The 17124-nt window shown below is 46.4% G+C and carries 23 protein-coding genes; 17 read left to right on the forward strand and 6 right to left on the reverse strand.

The genetic code is table 11. From position 1 onward, the window contains the following. Positions 1–260: 260 nt before the first annotated feature. From RO21_RS03045 to RO21_RS03055, 3 genes are all read right to left on the reverse strand, one after another. Positions 261–1415, reverse strand: a complete 1155-nt coding sequence (locus RO21_RS03045) for a 3-phenylpropionate MFS transporter (RefSeq protein WP_047976328.1) — start codon at positions 1413–1415, stop codon at positions 261–263. Beyond that, complete coding sequence (gene proC / locus RO21_RS03050) at positions 1412–2230, reverse strand: pyrroline-5-carboxylate reductase (protein WP_047976329.1); 819 nt, start codon at positions 2228–2230, stop codon at positions 1412–1414. The genes RO21_RS03045 and proC overlap by 4 nt, the downstream gene beginning before the upstream one ends. Positions 2231–2304: 74 nt before the next feature. Beyond that, entirely contained in the window at positions 2305–2769 is a 465-nt protein-coding gene (locus RO21_RS03055; protein ID WP_047976330.1) for a MerR family transcriptional regulator, read from the reverse strand. Between the two features lie 79 nt (positions 2770–2848). On the opposite strand from RO21_RS03055, the gene RO21_RS03060 reads away from it, so the two are divergent. The 15 genes from RO21_RS03060 to RO21_RS03130 all read left to right on the forward strand — a co-directional run bounded on the left by RO21_RS03060 (position 2849) and on the right by RO21_RS03130 (position 13885). Continuing rightward, entirely contained in the window at positions 2849–3538 is a 690-nt protein-coding gene (locus RO21_RS03060) for a DUF4198 domain-containing protein (RefSeq protein ID WP_047976331.1), read from the forward strand. A 9-nt stretch (positions 3539–3547) separates the two neighbouring features. Beyond that, complete coding sequence (locus RO21_RS03065) at positions 3548–4009, forward strand: hypothetical protein (RefSeq protein ID WP_047976332.1); 462 nt, start codon at positions 3548–3550, stop codon at positions 4007–4009. Continuing rightward, positions 4009–4620: a cobalt transporter CbiM gene (cbiM, locus tag RO21_RS03070; protein ID WP_047976333.1), complete on the forward strand. Its 612-nt coding sequence runs from the start codon at positions 4009–4011 to the stop codon at positions 4618–4620. The genes RO21_RS03065 and cbiM overlap by 1 nt, the downstream gene beginning before the upstream one ends. Next, positions 4617–5309, forward strand: coding sequence for an energy-coupling factor transporter transmembrane component T family protein (locus RO21_RS03075; protein ID WP_047976334.1), 693 nt, complete (start codon positions 4617–4619; stop codon positions 5307–5309). The genes cbiM and RO21_RS03075 overlap by 4 nt, the downstream gene beginning before the upstream one ends. Next, positions 5309–5941 carry an energy-coupling factor ABC transporter ATP-binding protein gene (locus tag RO21_RS03080; RefSeq protein WP_047976335.1) on the forward strand — a complete coding sequence of 211 codons (633 nt, stop codon included), beginning with the start codon at positions 5309–5311 and terminating at the stop codon, positions 5939–5941. Before RO21_RS03075 ends, RO21_RS03080 begins: the two co-directional genes overlap by 1 nt. Positions 5942–6029: 88 nt before the next feature. Continuing rightward, positions 6030–6332, forward strand: a complete 303-nt coding sequence (gene ureA, locus RO21_RS03085; protein WP_047976336.1) for an urease subunit gamma — start codon at positions 6030–6032, stop codon at positions 6330–6332. Positions 6333–6348: 16 nt separating this feature from the next. Then, positions 6349–6666 (forward strand): urease subunit beta, encoded by a 318-nt coding sequence (gene ureB, locus RO21_RS03090; protein ID WP_047976337.1) that lies wholly within the window; start codon positions 6349–6351, stop codon positions 6664–6666. Then, entirely contained in the window at positions 6666–8387 is a 1722-nt protein-coding gene (ureC, locus tag RO21_RS03095) for an urease subunit alpha (RefSeq protein ID WP_047976338.1), read from the forward strand. The genes ureB and ureC overlap by 1 nt, the downstream gene beginning before the upstream one ends. 8 nt (positions 8388–8395) lie before the next feature. After that, complete coding sequence (gene ureE / locus RO21_RS03100; protein WP_047976339.1) at positions 8396–8932, forward strand: urease accessory protein UreE; 537 nt, start codon at positions 8396–8398, stop codon at positions 8930–8932. Next, positions 8917–9612: an urease accessory protein UreF gene (locus RO21_RS03105; protein WP_047976340.1), complete on the forward strand. Its 696-nt coding sequence runs from the start codon at positions 8917–8919 to the stop codon at positions 9610–9612. Before ureE ends, RO21_RS03105 begins: the two co-directional genes overlap by 16 nt. A 44-nt stretch (positions 9613–9656) precedes the next feature. Further along, entirely contained in the window at positions 9657–10292 is a 636-nt protein-coding gene (gene ureG, locus RO21_RS03110) for an urease accessory protein UreG (protein ID WP_047976341.1), read from the forward strand. A 42-nt stretch (positions 10293–10334) separates the two neighbouring features. Next, on the forward strand, positions 10335–11138 hold the full coding sequence (locus tag RO21_RS03115) for an urease accessory protein UreD (protein ID WP_047976342.1): 804 nt from the start codon (positions 10335–10337) through the stop codon (positions 11136–11138). Between the two features lie 48 nt (positions 11139–11186). Beyond that, on the forward strand, positions 11187–12107 hold the full coding sequence (gene rdgC / locus RO21_RS03120) for a recombination-associated protein RdgC (protein WP_084724238.1): 921 nt from the start codon (positions 11187–11189) through the stop codon (positions 12105–12107). A 1-nt stretch (position 12108) separates the two neighbouring features. Beyond that, positions 12109–13368, forward strand: a complete 1260-nt coding sequence (locus RO21_RS03125) for a multifunctional CCA addition/repair protein (protein WP_047976343.1) — start codon at positions 12109–12111, stop codon at positions 13366–13368. Continuing rightward, a complete protein-coding gene (locus tag RO21_RS03130) occupies positions 13346–13885 on the forward strand; it encodes a DUF924 family protein (RefSeq protein WP_047976344.1) in 540 nt (179 codons plus the stop codon). Before RO21_RS03125 ends, RO21_RS03130 begins: the two co-directional genes overlap by 23 nt. Positions 13886–14020: 135 nt before the next feature. Here the strand turns inward: RO21_RS03130 and RO21_RS13720 are convergent, their stop codons facing one another. From RO21_RS13720 to RO21_RS13725, 3 genes are all read right to left on the reverse strand, one after another. After that, positions 14021–14227 (reverse strand): hypothetical protein, encoded by a 207-nt coding sequence (locus tag RO21_RS13720; protein ID WP_193789294.1) that lies wholly within the window; start codon positions 14225–14227, stop codon positions 14021–14023. Positions 14228–14456: 229 nt separating this feature from the next. After that, positions 14457–15290 carry a DNA adenine methylase gene (locus RO21_RS03140; RefSeq protein WP_047976346.1) on the reverse strand — a complete coding sequence of 278 codons (834 nt, stop codon included), beginning with the start codon at positions 15288–15290 and terminating at the stop codon, positions 14457–14459. 57 nt (positions 15291–15347) lie between these two features. Continuing rightward, on the reverse strand, positions 15348–15461 hold the full coding sequence (locus RO21_RS13725) for a Com family DNA-binding transcriptional regulator (protein WP_084724239.1): 114 nt from the start codon (positions 15459–15461) through the stop codon (positions 15348–15350). A 191-nt stretch (positions 15462–15652) separates the two neighbouring features. Between RO21_RS13725 and RO21_RS03145 the strand changes: the two genes are divergently transcribed. Together RO21_RS03145 and RO21_RS03150 are read left to right on the forward strand one after the other, a co-directional pair. Then, the gene (locus tag RO21_RS03145; protein WP_047976347.1) at positions 15653–16411 is read left to right on the forward strand and encodes a hypothetical protein; all 759 of its coding nucleotides are present in this window, start codon (positions 15653–15655) and stop codon (positions 16409–16411) included. Further along, positions 16395–17063, forward strand: a complete 669-nt coding sequence (locus RO21_RS03150) for a baseplate complex protein (RefSeq protein WP_064774261.1) — start codon at positions 16395–16397, stop codon at positions 17061–17063. The genes RO21_RS03145 and RO21_RS03150 overlap by 17 nt, the downstream gene beginning before the upstream one ends. Positions 17064–17124: the final 61 nt, after the last annotated feature.

Here is a 17124-nt window from a genome sequence, read left to right on the forward strand (position 1 = left end):
GAACGGGATTTTCCACTGTTCACTCAAACAAGCGGTTGGTTTCCTAAAAGATTTCGGTATTATGTAGCAAATGCACAAAAATAGACATTTTAACAAAATGTAGGGACACACTGCGTGTGTCCTTTATAAAAATCAAATTATTTCAATAGGTTAAAATCCGGACACACGTAGTGTGTCCCTACAAGCGAACAAAAAACAACTTTGTGCAACTGCTACATAATATTGTAAAAATACGCCAAATCTCACCGCTTGTTCAAGGATTATAACCGCACCTCAAACCGTTTCGGTACAATGAAAATTGCCGGCAGGGCAAACACAACCATTAGCCAAAAACTCATTGTCGGCGAGGATTGATACACAATACCGGCGATAAAGGTAAACAACGCCATTACTACGCAGCTTGCCAAGCCGAAATAGAGTGCTTGCAGTTTGGCTATCTGTTCGACCGGTTGGGCAGAAATATAGCGGATCATCGCATAATGCCCCATTCCGTAAGTCAGCGCGTGCAACAGTTGCATTCCCGCCAAAATCGCAAAGTCCGTCGTACTTGCCAATAACGTCCAGCGGAGCATTGACGCCAAGGCTGAGATCACAATCAGATGCTGAATTTTCCACGCTTTGAACGCTTTTTTCGAGAAGAAAAAGAACACAATTTCGGCACTCACCGCCAAGCCCCACAATAAGCTCGCCTGTTGGGTGGTAATGCCTGCCGATTGCCAATAGATTGTGCTGTACGCATAGTAGGCGGCGTGAGAGGCTTGAATCAGAGACATCGCCGCCAGCATTTTAAAGGTGGTCGGCTGTTTAAGCAGTTGCCAATAGCTTGAGGTGTCGCGAGTCGCTTCGGTGGTCGGTTTATCGGCAAAGGATTGCCGAGGATTAACACTGATGCCCAGCTCTAACATTACCAACCAGCCAATAATAATGCCGATGATCGCACTTTCCCCCAGCCAACCGATAAAATAACCGGTACTGACTGAACCGACCACAAATGCAATCGAGCCGAACAAGCGGCTTTTGCCGTAATCCAAGCCGATCTGCTGTTGCCAAGTCGAAGCGATCGTATCGCCAATCGGCATTGCCCCACCGTTAAAAATATGGAACAACGCAATCGCCGGCAGTAATAACCAAATTGAGCCTGCCGAGCCGATGACGGCAAATAGCACGGCAATACTTGCCCAAGTTAAAAAACGGTTAAGGGGGATCAACTGGCGGGGCTGACGCACCCATTTTGAGAAAATCATTCCGCCGGCAAAACGAAACAGATAGCCCAATGCAATGATTAAGCCGATCAATTCCGTATCATAGCCGTGATAGTTTAACCAAACGGGTAAAAACGGCAGCAATACCCCATAGGCACAATAAAAGCCGAAAAAATTAAATGATGACCACTGAAACGGGCTAGGCTTAATCATAGTGATTTTTCCATTTCTTCGGCACGTTTAATTGCCGCATTCATTGCCTCATCGACCGTTTGGTCTAGCCGGTGTTGCTCAAACACCGCTAATGCCTGTGCCGTTGTGCCGCCTTTCGAGGTAACATTCTCCCGCAAAGTTGCTAGAGAGAGTTCAGGGTTAGCCGCCACCATTTTTGCCGCACCGATTGCCACCGACTGTACTAAAACTCGGGCATCTTGTTCGCTAAAGCCCATTTTGACCGCCGATTGCTGCATTGCTTCCATAAATTTAAAGAAATAGGCAGGGCTAGAACCGGTAATGGCAATGATTTGGTTGAGCTGACTTTCCGTTTCTACCCAATAACACTGCCCCACCGCCGACAGTAGCTGCTCGGCAAACCGGCAAGCGGTCGGTTCAACGATTTTTTTTGCAAATAAGCCGGACATTCCCTCGCCTATCAGTGAGGGCGTATTCGGCATTGTGCGTACAATATTACGAGCGCTCGGCAAAAGCTGTTCAAGCCGTGCCACCGCAATGCCTGCCGCCACTGAAATCACCCATTTATCCGCAAAATCCACCTCGGCAAATTCCGCACAAACCTCCGCCATCATTTGCGGCTTCACCGCCAATATCACCACGTCTGCCCGTTCGACCGCTTCCCGATTGGTTAAATCAACCTGCAACCCCATTTGGCGTAGTTGCTCACAGCGGGCTTGGTTGCTTTTGTTGCAGGCGATAATGTTTGCCGCCGGATAACCGCTTTTCACCAAACCGGCAATAATCGCAAACGCCATATTGCCCGCCCCAATAAATGCTATCGTTTTTTGGTTCATTTTTCTCTCCTTTTTAAGTACATAGCCTGATTAGCGGACATATTCTACACGATCCGGCATAAGATTGCGGTTTTTCACTCGACATTCTCCGATTTTATTGTCGTTTTTGTCGGGTCGAGGCTATGGCGAAAGCCGATAAAGCGCAGGCTGCTGTGTTGTAATTCTTGGATAAAATTTGTTTTATCGTTCATATAATTGCCGTATTTTTTCTTCAAATGCAGTAAATGACTGCGTAAATGGGTTAATTTGTGAATATGGTTGGCAACCTGTTTGAGATGGCGATCGAGTAACTGGTTGATTTCTTGATGTTGCTGCGCATAGGGGCTGTGGCTTAATTTCAACAAAATATCAATTTCATCAAGGGAAATATCAAGGTAGCGGCAATAACAGATGAAGGATAAACGCTCTAAATGCTGGGTATTGTAGATCCTGAAATTGCCCGCGGTTCTTAACGGTGGCGGCAAAAGCCCTTTCTTTTCATAAAAGCGGATAGTTTCTACACTACACCCGACGGCTTTGGCTAACTGACCTATTTTCATTTTAAAATTCCTGTTGACTCTGAAGTAACTTCATATTTTACAATAGAAATTGATTTTTTCATTTCATTGGAGATCTAGAATGACCTTTAAACAACTCCCGCTTTTCTTCTTGCCACTTTTCAGCTCCTCATTGGCATTTGCCCATAATGTTTGGCTTGAACCCGCACCAGATAACCGTTCGGAATATGTAATCAAATTCGGGCACGAAGAAACGTTCGGCTATCCGCAAGCAAAATTAAAAGCGGTGAAAAAACTCACTGCCAACGGAAATATTGAAGATATTCCATATCACTTTAAACAGGAACACGCCTTTTTTGAAGCACAAGATGCGGACATCGTTTTTATCCGCTTTGATAATGGGGTGTGGTCTAAGCTACCGAATGGACGCTATGTAGAAAAATCCAAATCGGAAGAACCGACCGCTGTGTTGAGTATGAATCCGGTAAAATTCGGCAAAAGCATTTTAAAATGGACGGAGCGTGCCACACAACCTCACCAAATGGAATATGAATTAGTGCCGTTATCCCGCCCTCAAGCAGGTCAGCCCCTTGATATTTTGGTGTTGCATAAAGGACAACCCGTGCCAAATATTAAAGTCGGTTTAGGTGAGGATAAACCGTTCAACCTCACCAATGCGCAAGGGATTGCCCGTTTTGAGCCGACGAAAGGGAACAATAAAGTGTGGGCAGAATTTTCGGAAAACATCGAAAATAACCCGAACTATACCCAACGCAGCATTGAATATATGCTAACCTTTGAGGCGGAATAAGGAATAACAATGCGGTTTTTTATGAGTCTGGCAATACTGCTGTTTGTCGATTTCGGCTTTGCTCACAGTTTACACCTTGTCGCACAGTATGACGGGCAGAACATCTCCGGCAAAGCCTACTACTCGGATATGACCCCCGCTGCTCAAACCTATGTTGAAGCCTATCGGGAAGGGGAAGATAAACCGGCTGTCGAAGGTCAAACGAACGATCAGGGCTATTTTCAGTTAGCACTTGTCTCGGATAAACCTCTTAAAGTGGTTGTTGAGGGCGAAGAGGGGCATCGCTCCAGTACCTTAGTTGGAAAATTGGCACTCAATACCCCCAGCGGCAGCAATGAATTTGCCCAACTACGCACCGATATTGCGCAATTAGGGGATAAAATCTATTTGCAAAATATCTTGGGCGGAGTCGGTTATATTCTGGGGATTATCGGCATTTTTGCGTGGTTTAAAGCCCGTAAGGAAACATAATGCACCTATCCGAAGGCGTTTTACATACTCCCACCTTAATTGTCGGCTATCTTGTGGCATCTATTGGGGTTAGCATCGGCCTACGCAGGCTCGAATCACAACGGCTGCCCTTGGTAGCACTATTTTCCGCCGTCTTTTTTATTGCCAGCACCATTCATATCCCCGTAGGCGTTGGCAGCGTACACCTGATTTTAAACGGCTTGGCAGGCTTGCTGCTTGGCTGGGCGGTATTCCCTGCCTTTTTAATTGCATTGGTGTTGCAAATCCTGTTTTTCTCTTTCGGCGGTTTCGCCGTGTTAGGTATTAACCTTTGCATTATGGCACTACCGGCATTAGCGTTCCATTATATGTGTCGCACTTTTTTAGGCACACACTTAAACCGAGCCAAACAGTTTGGTATCGGAGCAGGTGCTGGTATTATCGGGGTCGGCGGAGCCGGCGTACTGGCTGCGATTATCCTCGCCGCAGACGGTGGCAAGCAATATACGGATCTGATTGCATTATTGTGGTTGTCCCATATCCCTGTGTTTATACTTGATAGTATTATCAGTTTTGATATTATTGCCACCCTCACTAAAATGTTGCCTCACGGATTAGGTTCGTTAAAGTGAAAGTTGTCGCCTGCTTTCAGCCCCACTTACGCTTAATTTATCTGTTTCTCGGCAGCTTTTTAATCAGCGGCATACCCTATTCATCGCTACTATGGGGGCTAAATGTCGGATTATTCTGCGGCTGGTTCTACTTGCTTTGTCGATCGCAACAACCGCTTATTCCGCCTCTGAAGCGTTGGGCAAAGCTGCACTATTTTTCCGTGTTATTGTTCGGCACACTCAGTTGGCAGATCACGCCGACAGGTATCAGCTTTAATGCTGCCGGGTTAAACTTGGCACTGCTGATTACATTGAGAATGAATGCGGTTTTACTGCTAACTCGGCTGATGCTATGGCAAATAAATGAGATTAAGTTGGTGCAAGCGGTCGGAAAACTGCCGATTTCTGCAAAACTGATCCAACTGCTGATCCTGACTATCCGCTATATCAGCCTATTGGGTCAGCTTAACGGGAAGATGTACCGAGCAATGCAGGCACGGGGCTATCGAGCCGGCTTTAACCGCCGTACCTTTAAGATTACCGCACAACGTGTTTCACTCTTACTGATCCACGCTTACGCTCAACTTAAACGCAGTGAAATGGCACTGAAAGCACGGGCATTTCGCATTAAACGGCAGACATCTCACCGCTTGCCGTACGCCCTTTGGCTAACAGCGTTAGTCGGCGTATTGATGATTGGGTATCTATAATGACAATACTGACTGTCGAACATCTCTGTATCGGTTATCCGCAACAGCCGATTATTGAACAATTAAGTTTTCAACTCCACCCAAACCAACGGCTGATGCTACAAGGTGAAATCGGTACGGGTAAAACCACGCTGCTACACTGCCTGTTAGGTTTTATTCCCTTTCAACAGGGCAGCATTAAATGGTTCGGGAAAAACTGTCGGCAAGAGGCGGATTTTGAACCGCTGCGAGGCACAATCGGCATTTGCTTTCAGCAACCGGACGATCAACTTTTCGGGCCGACCGTATTGGACGACGTGGCGTTCGGCCCGTTAAATCAAGGGCTGCCCGAAGCAGACGCCTATCGGCTTGCTCGCTTACAACTCGCACAACTCGGTATTGAATCGCTTTGCGAACGGTCGGTTAATCAGCTTTCCGGCGGGGAGAAAAATTTTACCGCCTTAGCGGGCGTACTGGCGATGCAACCGAAAGTCTTACTACTGGACGAGCCGACCAACGGTTTAGATCACAAAAACATCGACAAATTAACCGCATTGCTCAAATCCCTTGATTTGCCAATGCTGATTGCCTCGCACGATCGCCGTTTCAGCCGTGCACTTGCCGATGATTATTTACCGTTGGCTAAACGCTAACGGCTTGCCGTCATTGTAATTCCGTTTGCTTTTTACAAGCAGGGGCATAAAATAACGCCCAAATTTCGTGTTTAACAAAGGATATATTATGCATTTAACATCACGGGAACAAGAAAAACTGATGCTGTTTCTCGCCGGTGAATTGGCGCAAAAACGCAAAAACCGCGGGGTAAAACTCAACTATCCGGAGGCAATCGCTTATATTGCCAGCCACCTGCAAGAAGCGGCACGGGACGGAATGTCCGTTGCCGAAGTAATGCAATACGGTGCAACGCTTTTAAGCGAAGACGATGTAATGGAAGGGGTCGCACAAATGGTTGATGAAGTGCAAATTGAAGCTACTTTTCCTGACGGCACAAAATTAGTTACTGTGCATCACCCTATCCGCTAACACAAAGGAGAAAATGATGATTCCGGGAGAATACCAACTAGCCGAAGGCGATATTCACGCCAATCAGCACCGCAAAATCTGCCGCATTAGTGTGATCAATCAGGGCGACCGCCCAATCCAAGTCGGCTCTCACTACCACTTCTACGAAACTAATAATGCACTTTCATTTAACCGCCAAGCCGCCTACGGAATGCGGCTCAATGTGCCGTCCGGTAATGCAATACGTTTTGAACCGGGTGAATCTAAAGAGGTAGAGTTAGTAGCATTCGGCGGCGAACAACGCATTTACGGCTTTCAAAATCAAGTCAATGGACAATTAGAGGAGCAAAACTAATGGCATTACATATTCCTCGTCATCAATATGTTGCAACTTATGGCCCGACTGTGGGCGATAAAATTCGGCTCGGCGATACCAATCTTTGGGCGGAAATTGAGCAAGATCTATTAACCTACGGCGACGAAGGCAAATTCGGCGGCGGTAAAAGTATTCGGGACGGAATGGGGCAATCCAGCACCGCGACCCGTGATAACCCAAATGTCTTGGATTTTGTCATCACCAATGTCGTAATTATTGATGCTAAGCAAGGGATTATCAAAGCGGATATTGGCATTCGGGACGGCGTGATTGTTGGGATCGGGCAAGCAGGCAATCCGGACACAATGGATAACGTTACCCCTAATATGATTATCGGCGCCAGCACTGAAGTGCATAACGGTGCACACTTAATCGCGACCGCCGGCGGCATTGATACCCACATTCATTTTATCTGTCCGCAACAGGCTCAACACGCCATTGAAAGCGGCGTAACCACCCTTATCGGCGGCGGTTCAGGGCCGGCAGACGGCACACACGCGACCACCGTTACCTCAGGGGCGTGGAATTTGGAAAGAATGTTTCAAGCCGCCGAGTCGCTCCCCGTTAATATTGGCTTTTTCGGCAAAGGAAACTGTGCAACCCTGCCGCCGTTAAGAGAGCAGATTGCAAGCGGTGCGTTAGGGCTGAAAATTCACGAAGACTGGGGCGCAACGCCAGCAACTATTGATGCCGCTTTAACCGTGGCTGATGAAATGGACGTACAGGTCGCCATCCATACTGATACCCTTAACGAAAGCGGCTTTTTGGAAGATACAATGAAAGCGATTGACGGCAGGGTTATCCACACCTTCCATACCGAAGGGGCAGGCGGCGGGCACGCACCGGATATTATCAAAGCGGCGATGTACCCAAATGTGCTACCCGCCTCGACCAACCCGACCCGCCCGTTTACCGTCAATACGATTGACGAGCATTTAGATATGCTGATGGTCTGCCACCATTTAGACAAACGTGTGCCGGAAGATGTCGCGTTTGCCGACTCTCGTATTCGCCCTGAAACGATCGCCGCCGAAGATATTCTGCACGATATGGGGGTCTTTTCAATTATGAGCTCCGACTCTCAAGCAATGGGACGCATCGCCGAAGTCGTGCTGCGCACTTGGCAAACAGCGGATAAAATGAAGCAACAGCGTGGTGCGTTAGCCGAAGAACACCGCAGCGATAATTTCCGTATTCAACGGTATATCGCCAAATATACCATCAATCCGGCTATCGCCCACGGTATCAGCCAATATGTCGGCTCTCTTGAAGTCGGCAAATTTGCGGATATTGTGTTGTGGAAACCAATGTTCTTTGGGGTAAAACCGGAATTTGTGATGAAAAGAGGAATGATCAGTTACGCCAAAATGGGCGATCCGAACGCCTCTATCCCAACACCTCAGCCGATTCTCTATCGCCTGATGTATGCGGCATTAGGCAAGGCAAATCACCATTCATCCGTCTTTTTTGTGTCAAAAGCGGCGGTAGAAAGTAATATCCGAGCCAAATACGGCTTGTCCAAGCCAACCTTCGCTGTTTCGGGCTGTCGCACGATTGGCAAACAGGATTTAGTGCATAATAATGCTACCCCTGAGATTACCGTTGATCCGGAACGCTACGAGGTGCGGGTAAACGGGGTACATATTACCTGTGAGCCGATACGGGAAGTGCCACTCGGTCAACGTTATTTCTTATTCTAAGGACGAAAATGAAAATTTTAACGCCGATTTTACCGATCATCGACTCGATTAAAGGTAATTTGGATCAGCTAAAACAGGCAGGGATCATTACCCATCAAGCGATTGACTACGTCCCTTTCCAATGGTTTGAAAGTGAGCGTCGTATTTTGCGAAAGCAAACCCAAGGCGGTCGAGAAATTGCTTTCCGACTACTGAAAGAAGGGCAACGCCTCAAACATAATGATGTGGTCTTGATCACCGAAGATCTGGTGATTGCGATTGATATTCTGCCGTGTGAGGTCATTTTACTGTCGCCGAAAACCCTGCCGGAAATGGCATGGGCTTGCTATGAAATCGGCAATAAACACGCACCGCTTTTCTTAGACGGCGATGAAATTTTATTGCCTTACGACAAACCGATGTTTGAATGGCTAACCGCTGCCGGCTTTGCACCTCAACAAGCCAGCCGCCGCCTCAGCGAAGCTCTTAGAGCCAATTCGGCACAAGGCCACGCCCATTCCCACGGCTATCACCACCACGGAGACGGCAATTGGCATCGGCATTAACTCAATTAGGCGGATTGCTCCATTTGGTCGATCCGACCTTACCTATCGGCGGTTTTAACCATTCCAACGGGCTGGAAACGTTTGTTCAGCAGGGCGTGGTCAATAGCAAGGCAAGCCTAATGGCATACCTTGAAACGCAACTCAATCAAAATTGGATCTACAATGACGGGGCTTATCTCTCCCTTGCCTTTGATGCTGCCCTTGCCGATGATTTAACAGAGTTAATCAAACTCGATCACTATTTGGCTGCCAGCAAAATTGCCAGAGAGAGCCGAGAAGGGAGTTTTAAACTAGGGGTGAGGTTGCTGAAAATTTTCACCCGCTATGAACAAAACGCCACCCTGCTCGCTTTCCAACAGCAGATCCAACAACAGCAGTGTAAAGGCTTTTTCCCGATTGTATTCGGCATTATTGCCGCCGCAATGCAGCTTGATAAAGCGGAAACGCTCTATGCGTTCTATTATAACAGTGCCGTGGGCGTAATCACCAATGGGGTGAAATTGATCCCGCTCAGCCAAATGGACGGGCAGGATATTTTATTTAGCCTACGCCGCCCGCTTGCCCAAGCGGTCGAAAACAGTCTGTGTCCGGATTTAGCTTGGCTCGGTGCAACCACCTTTGCCAACGATATTCGGGCAATGCAGCACGAACAACTTTACAGCCGCTTATATATGTCTTAACAAGCGGTCGGTTTTCCCTTTCTATTTGCAAAAGGAACATATTTATGCGTAAATACATTAAAATCGGCGTAGCAGGCCCGGTCGGTGCGGGTAAAACCGCCTTACTGGAACGCCTTACCCGAGCAATTGCCGATAAATACAGTGTCGCCGTAATTACTAACGATATTTACACCCAAGAAGATGCGGAATTTTTAACCAAAAACAGTTTGCTCCCGCCGGAGCGGATCATCGGGGTGGAAACGGGCGGTTGCCCGCACACCGCCATTCGTGAAGATGCGTCAATGAATTTAGAAGCCGTTGATGAATTGGTTTCCCGCTTTCCCGATGTGGAAATTATCTTTATTGAGTCCGGCGGCGATAATTTATCCGCAACATTCAGCCCTGATCTTGCCGATGTAACCATTTTTGTGATTGATGTGGCGCAAGGGGAAAAAATTCCCCGCAAAGGCGGGCCGGGGATTACCCGTTCCGACTTATTGGTCATCAATAAAATCGATCTCGCCCCGCACGTTGGGGCGGATTTAAGCGTAATGGAGCGTGATGCCCGCCGTATGCGGCAAGGGCAGCCGTTCGTGTTTACCAATCTCGTTACCAACCAACACCTTGACAGCGTGATCGGCTGGATCGAAAAATACGCCCTGCTGCACAATATCGCAGAGCCAGAGCATTTAATTCGTTAATTCTAACCATCGGGCAACCTCGTTGCCCGTTTTAATCTTAATATGAAAAGCCAACTTTCCCTTTCAACCAAACTCACTAAACAGGGCAAAACCGCGCTCGATCACAGCTTTTTCACACCGCCGTTCAAAATACTCAGCCTCCCCAACCCCCTCGCAAGCGACAAGAGTTTAACGGTCATTCAAATGAGTTCCTCCCCCGGCATTTTAGCCAATGATGAACTGCATATTGACTTACATCTGCAAGCCCATACCCATTTACGTTTACAAACGCAAGCCTTTTCCCGTATTCAATCAATGAACCGTGGCGAAAAGGCAACGCAGCAAACTCAAATTACCCTAAGCGAAGGCAGCCGGCTCGTTTATCTCCCCCACCCGCTCGTGCTACATAAAGACAGTGCCTTTGAACAGCAGACACACATTGAAATGGCTGATAATAGCCGGCTTATCTATGGTGAAATTGTCGCCGTTGGCCGCACACTGAATAACGAGCGTTTTGCCTTTCATCATTTTAGCTCACTGATCACCATTCATTATCAACATCGCCCGCTACTGATTGATCGCACGCAATGGCACCCTCATAAAATGCCGCTGACCGCCCTCAGCCAAATGGAGCAATTTAGCCACCAAGGTTCGCTGATCTACCTTCATACCGGACAAGATTCACCGCATTTCAAACAAAAAGTGGCTGAACTCCAACAATATTACGCCTCCGCGCAGGATATGTTGATCGGCATCTCGCAGCTTAACGAATTTGGGCTTATTGTCCGCCTTTTAGCCCACCGAGCTGAACAGATTGAACACTGCTTTAAACAGATCGAACAGCTATTAGATCCAGTTATTTTGTAAGATTTTATGCTATGATCGAACGCTAATTTATCACCCAAACGAGAGATTATGAAACAGTCTTATTTATGGTTTAAAAATGTAATGATTTACCGCTTAACCACCCAGTTAGTGCTTGACAGCCAGACCTTAGAGGCGCAGTTGCAACAAGCTAAATTCAGTCCTTGTCAGCAAAGTGATATGAGTAAGTTCGGTTGGTCAAGCCCTTTGCCAAACAGCGAGCAGCTCCATTTCGCGCAAGGTAAACAGTTTCTGCTGCTCTCCCATAAAGAAGATAAATTGCTGCCGGCGCAGGTCGTAAAAAAAGAGACGGAAAACCGCATTGCAACACTGGAGCAAAAAGAGCAACACGCATTGAAAAAAACCGAAAAACAGGCGATTAAAGATGATGTCATAGCAACCTTACTTCCCCGTGCGTTCAGTAAACATCAATTTACGCCTATTTGGCTCGATCTCGATCGCCAGTTTGTCTATGTTGATGCCGGTTCGGCAAAGCGGGCGGAAGATACCCTCGCACTATTACGGAAAACCCTCGGCTCATTACCGGTTGTACCGCTTTCATTTAATCTTTCACCAAGCGAAATTATGACAAACTGGCTGGCAAAAGGGCATACACCAAGTTGGCTCACCCTGTTGGAAGAAGCGGAATTAAAATCCTTTGAAACAGACAGTGTAATCCGCTGTAAACGACAAGATTTGGAAAGTGAAGAAATTACCCAACATTTGCAAGCGGGTAAATTCATCACCAAACTTGCAATGGAATGGGAGAGCCATTTTACATTTGTACTGAACGAAGATGCGACCCTTAGCCGTATCAAATTTGCCGATGAAGTGCGGGAGAAAAATGACGATATTCTCAAAGAAGATATTGCCCAACGTTTTGATGCAGATTTTCTGCTGCTAACCGAAGAACTGCGCCTATTTACCCAAAAACTTACCGACGAATTTGGCGGCATTAAAGAGCGAATTTAAGATGCACATTTATTTAGTCGGCGGAGCGGTGCGAGATGCATTGCTTGGTTTACCTGTCAAAGATCGGGATTGGTTAATCGTGGGCAGTACCCCTGAAAAGCTGTTAGCACAGGGCTATCAGCAGGTAGGCAATGATTTTCCCGTTTTTCTCCACCCTCGTACAAAAGAGGAATATGCCCTCGCCCGAACCGAGCGCAAAAACGGCACAGGCTATTGCGGATTTATATGCGATTTTTCCCCCGATGTCAGCCTTGAACAAGATTTGATCCGCCGTGATTTGACGATTAACGCCTTGGCTCAGGATCAAGATGGTAAGGTTCACGATTTTTATGGCGGGATAGCGGATTTGGAAAACCGCATACTTCGCCACATTTCCCCTGCCTTTGCCGAAGATCCTTTGCGTGTCTTACGGGTTGCCCGTTTCGCCGCTCGCTATCACGCATTAGGCTTTCGGATTGCGCCGGAAACGGTAAATTTAATGGCGGAAATGACCGCTTGCGGTGAACTAAACCATTTAACCGCCGAACGAGTATGGTTGGAAACCCAAAAAGCCTTTGCGACACCAAGCCCGCAAATCTACTTTGAGGTGCTACGTCAAGTCGGTGCATTAGCGGTACTTTTCCCCGAAGTCGATGCGCTATTCGGCGTACCTCAACCAGAACAACACCACCCCGAAATCGACAGCGGCATTCACACCTTAATGGTGATCGAACAAGCAAACACATTAGCAACCCAAGCCACCGATCCTGAAAGCGTACTATTTGCCGCCCTTTGCCACGATTTAGGCAAGGCATTAACGCCGAAGGATATTTTGCCCCACCATTACGGACACGAAAAAAGGGGCGTTACCCCTACCGTACAACTGGCAAATCGGCTCAAAATGCCAACCCATTTAAAAGATTTTGCCAAATTAGTGGCAGAATACCACACTCACAGCCATAAAATAATGGAGCTGCGTCCTAATACCGTGATTAAACTTTTTAATGCACTGGACGTTTGGCGTAAGCCCGCCCGCTTTTTTGATTTCCTGCTCGTATGTGAAGCAGACAGCAAAGGACGGCTTGGCTTTGAAAATAGAGCTTATCCGCAAGCTGACTACGCGAAACAGCTTTATCGGATTGCCAGTGCGATTGATGTAAAAAGTGTGATCGAAGACGGCTTTCAACACGCTGCCATTCGCACAGAATTAGATAAACGGCGAGCCTTCGCCATTAAACAATTTAAACAGGATAGACTAAATGCGCCCACAGACTGTTCTTGATTTTTGGTTTACTGAAATTACCCCTGCCGATTGGTTCGGCAAAAGCGCCGACTTGGATCAACAAATTCGTACACGCTTTTTAACTCTAACAGAATCGGCTGCCAAATGTGAATTATTTGCGTGGCGAAAAACGATCGAAGGACGGTTGGCGGAAATCATCGTTTTAGATCAATTCTCCCGCAACTTATGGCGGGATACACCGCGGGCATTTGCCCAAGATTCAATGGCAATCGCGCTAGCACAAGAGGCGGTAACCCACCCTGATTATGAAAAATTGCCGCCGATACAGCGTAAATTTATTTTAATGCCGTATATGCACTCGGAATCGGCATTGATTCACCAATATGCCGTGCCGCTGTTCCAAGCTTTGAATGACAATTATACGTTGGATTACGAGCTAAAGCATAAGGTCATCATCGACCGCTTCGGGCGTTATCCCCACCGTAACGGGATTTTAGCTAGAACATCAACTGAAGAAGAAATCGCCTTTTTAAACCAGCCCAATTCGTCATTCTAACCCAATACAAGCGGTCAATTACGATCGATTTTTTACAAAAAATCGGTATTATGTAGCAAATGCACAAAAATAGACATTTTAACAGAATGTAGCAACTGTATCCCCCAAACTCTTGGAAAGAGACATATTCGTTAATTAAACAGCCAGAGGCTGCCACTGTGAGCCATCACGGATGATGGCGTTAATCACGGTCAAAAGTTTACGCATACAGGCATTAAGTGCCACTTTAAAGGGCTTGCCTTTTGCCCGTAGGTGTTCATAAAATGCGTTGAACTTGGGTTCGTGTTGTCGGGCGACATTGGCTGCTTGTTGCGAGCCACTAAAATTGCGAAAATGAACCACTAAAAAAGCGAAACAAATCCCCCCCCTCATTTTTTCTTAGTTTTAGTGGTTCATCTTTATCCCCAGTTCACAATATCGCCTATCCGCTTTATCTTCTAAAACAAGACTTGCTATGCCCTTTGAAGAGAGCAATCCTGTACACACATTAAGTACTTTCCGAATTAAACAATGAAGCATAGAGATCTTTTACTTTCAACGCCCTTTAAACTTCACTTAAAGGGCGTTTTCATTAAAATTTATACACCAAATTATCTTCGTATCTTCCCGCATAACTCACATTTGCCTGTAATGTGATCCGCTTGTACGAATCAAAGGCTACCCAATTCTGCCACTTGTCTTCAATCATTGCGTCAATAAACCGGATAAACTCCGATTTGGTTGAACTGAAGAAAATATATGGTGGACGAGTTAAGTGAATCAGCCGTAGGAAATCAATTAAGTCAAAATAGTGTACCTGCTTATAACTTGCCTGATGTGTGCAGAGATACGGCGGATCAAGCACAAACAGCGTTTTTGCTTGATGTTGATATTTGGGTAAAAGCTGATGAAACGACTCGCTGACAACTTCCACTCCGTCCAAATAGCCGGTGGCTTCGGGGTAGTCGCTTTTACGCACGCAATGCCAAAAATCCTCTTTAAATAACTCATCAAGATTCCTAACCTGCTGCCCGCTAAACAGCAGCCAAGCACACAAACAGTGGGCGTCTTTATAGCCGTCAAAGGCGTTGATTGCCTCAATGATTTGCAATTTTTTCGCTTTATCTAACCGCTTGCCTTTCGGCAAATCCGCGACTAAACCGAAAATAATCCGCCGTAAGCGGTTGATGTCAGCGATATATTTCAGCCGTTCGGCATAACCGTCAAAGTCATTATAAATCACACGAGCTAACGACTTTTTACGCATTGCCGTATGCGAAAGTAAACCGCTCCCGCCGAACACATCAATAATCGTCCAGTCTTTGCCGTTACCTTCAATATTTTCATCCAACACAGCTTCAAAATGTTTGAGAAATTGCCGTTTTTGCCCGACAAAGGGTAACGGAGCTTGCTTAAATGTTGCCATAATTGTGTCCTCTATTATGGCATTCCGGCGTTCAAGACGCTCTGACACTCTGATTTGTTAGTGAAATGTGTTGATCGTTTTGCAGCGAACACATTTGATTTCAATCAAAATCGCTGTTCCTTTCGCCATAAGTTTGTTACAACAACGGCATCTGAATTGGTTTTGTTGCATTGTTATCGATCCTTTTTATCGGTTCTGATACTATGCTGCCGCCTCGTGAGACTTTTCGAGGTATAGCAGCCGTTCAATGCAATGTATCTGCGTTGAGCCGACAGAGGTGAGTGTTGCAACCACCGCCTCTGTCGCTATATTTTCCTAAATTATTGCCTGCCTCCGAATCAGTTGGCGGAGATCGTCAAATAATGTGGCAAAAACAAACATTACAACACAGCTCACAGGCAAGAGAGGCATTAGAGGCAAATTTACGGGGCGAGCAATCGCCCTTTGATGTAAGCCTAACAGGGCTAAAAATCGGCGTGCATAACTGGTCGCACGGCTTGGAAACCAAATCGGGCCGATATTTATCACCGGAAAATGCAAACAAGGCATTTATCACTAAGATGACCGATTATGCCGATCCCAACCGTCCCCGTGGTGAGCTTGATGTCGTGGTCATTATGGTAACAGCGGCAAATATTGAGCAGTTTATTGCTCAAATGGAAAATGTGATGATCTTGCTGCCGGAGCCGGCTTTCAAACAAGCCTACGATTACGCCAAATCACATCAAAAACTGGCAGAAACCAAAATGGTAAAAACGCCACAAATTGCCAATCCGGCATTTGGACAAGAAAGCGATATAACCCCACAAAGCGGGCGAGCCTTGCAAGCCATTATGCGAAGCACCGTTGCAAATGTAATGAGCGGCGATCCTTTTGCTGCCATAGATGCACTACTCCAACAAAAAGCCCGCCGGCAAGCCGAAAATCAGCAGAAAGTGGAAAAACTGTTACACACTTCGGCACAAGTTTATGCGTTTCAAGATCGGGGGGTACTTGATGTGATCGCATTAAATTTACAAAAGAACGTGCCGTCTGCAAACAATGTTTTCACCGCCAGCGTTTGTTTCATCGGTAAAGATTTATCCAATTTAAGAGGTATGTTAAATGGCAACCGCAGTTGAACCGAACAAAAAAGTCCCGATTGAAGAAGAAATTAAACAACAATCATTCCCAAGCGTCCAACTGGCTTTAAACGGTAAACCGATTTTTTTGCAAAATTTTTTAGCCACCGCAAAAGTCATTCGGGAAACGCAAGATATGAGCGGGCAATCTTCCAGCACCAAGAAAAGCGAAAAAGGGGTGAAATCCAAGGAGCTACATATTACCGGGCGCATACCCTTCCGCAACCCCGAATGGCTAAAACTGATTTTTCAACTCGCCGAAAGCGAAGATAAAAAGGGCAAGCAAACAAAATACCGTATCGCCAACAGCACGGCAGAAGCGATCAATATGCGTGAAGGAATTTTTAGCGGTGAAGTATCCGCCGTAGAAGAAAGTGTTCAGGGCTGGTCGATTAATTTTACCTTGGTCGAAAAAGATTCCGTTGCCGAGAAAAAATCCAAGCAGGCGAAGAAAAAGAAACCGACAGCCAAAACCGGCAATCAGAGTAAGGCAAGCAGTCCGACTGCTGGAAAATCAACACAAGCGAGTGGTTTAGGCTCAAATTCTGCAAATAAATCCTCAATTAATAACGATCCATTAGGTTGGGGAGAGCCTACTCAAGCCCAAGCAGACAAAGATTTAGGTAAAGTAATGGGGAAATTAGGGATATGAAAATTATTAAAACCTGCCTATTAGACGGGCAAGAAGTGGAACTGGAAAGCGAGAATATTAC

The sequence above is a fragment of the Muribacter muris genome (assembly GCF_001038205.1).
Taxonomy (GTDB): domain Bacteria; phylum Pseudomonadota; class Gammaproteobacteria; order Enterobacterales; family Pasteurellaceae; genus Muribacter; species Muribacter muris.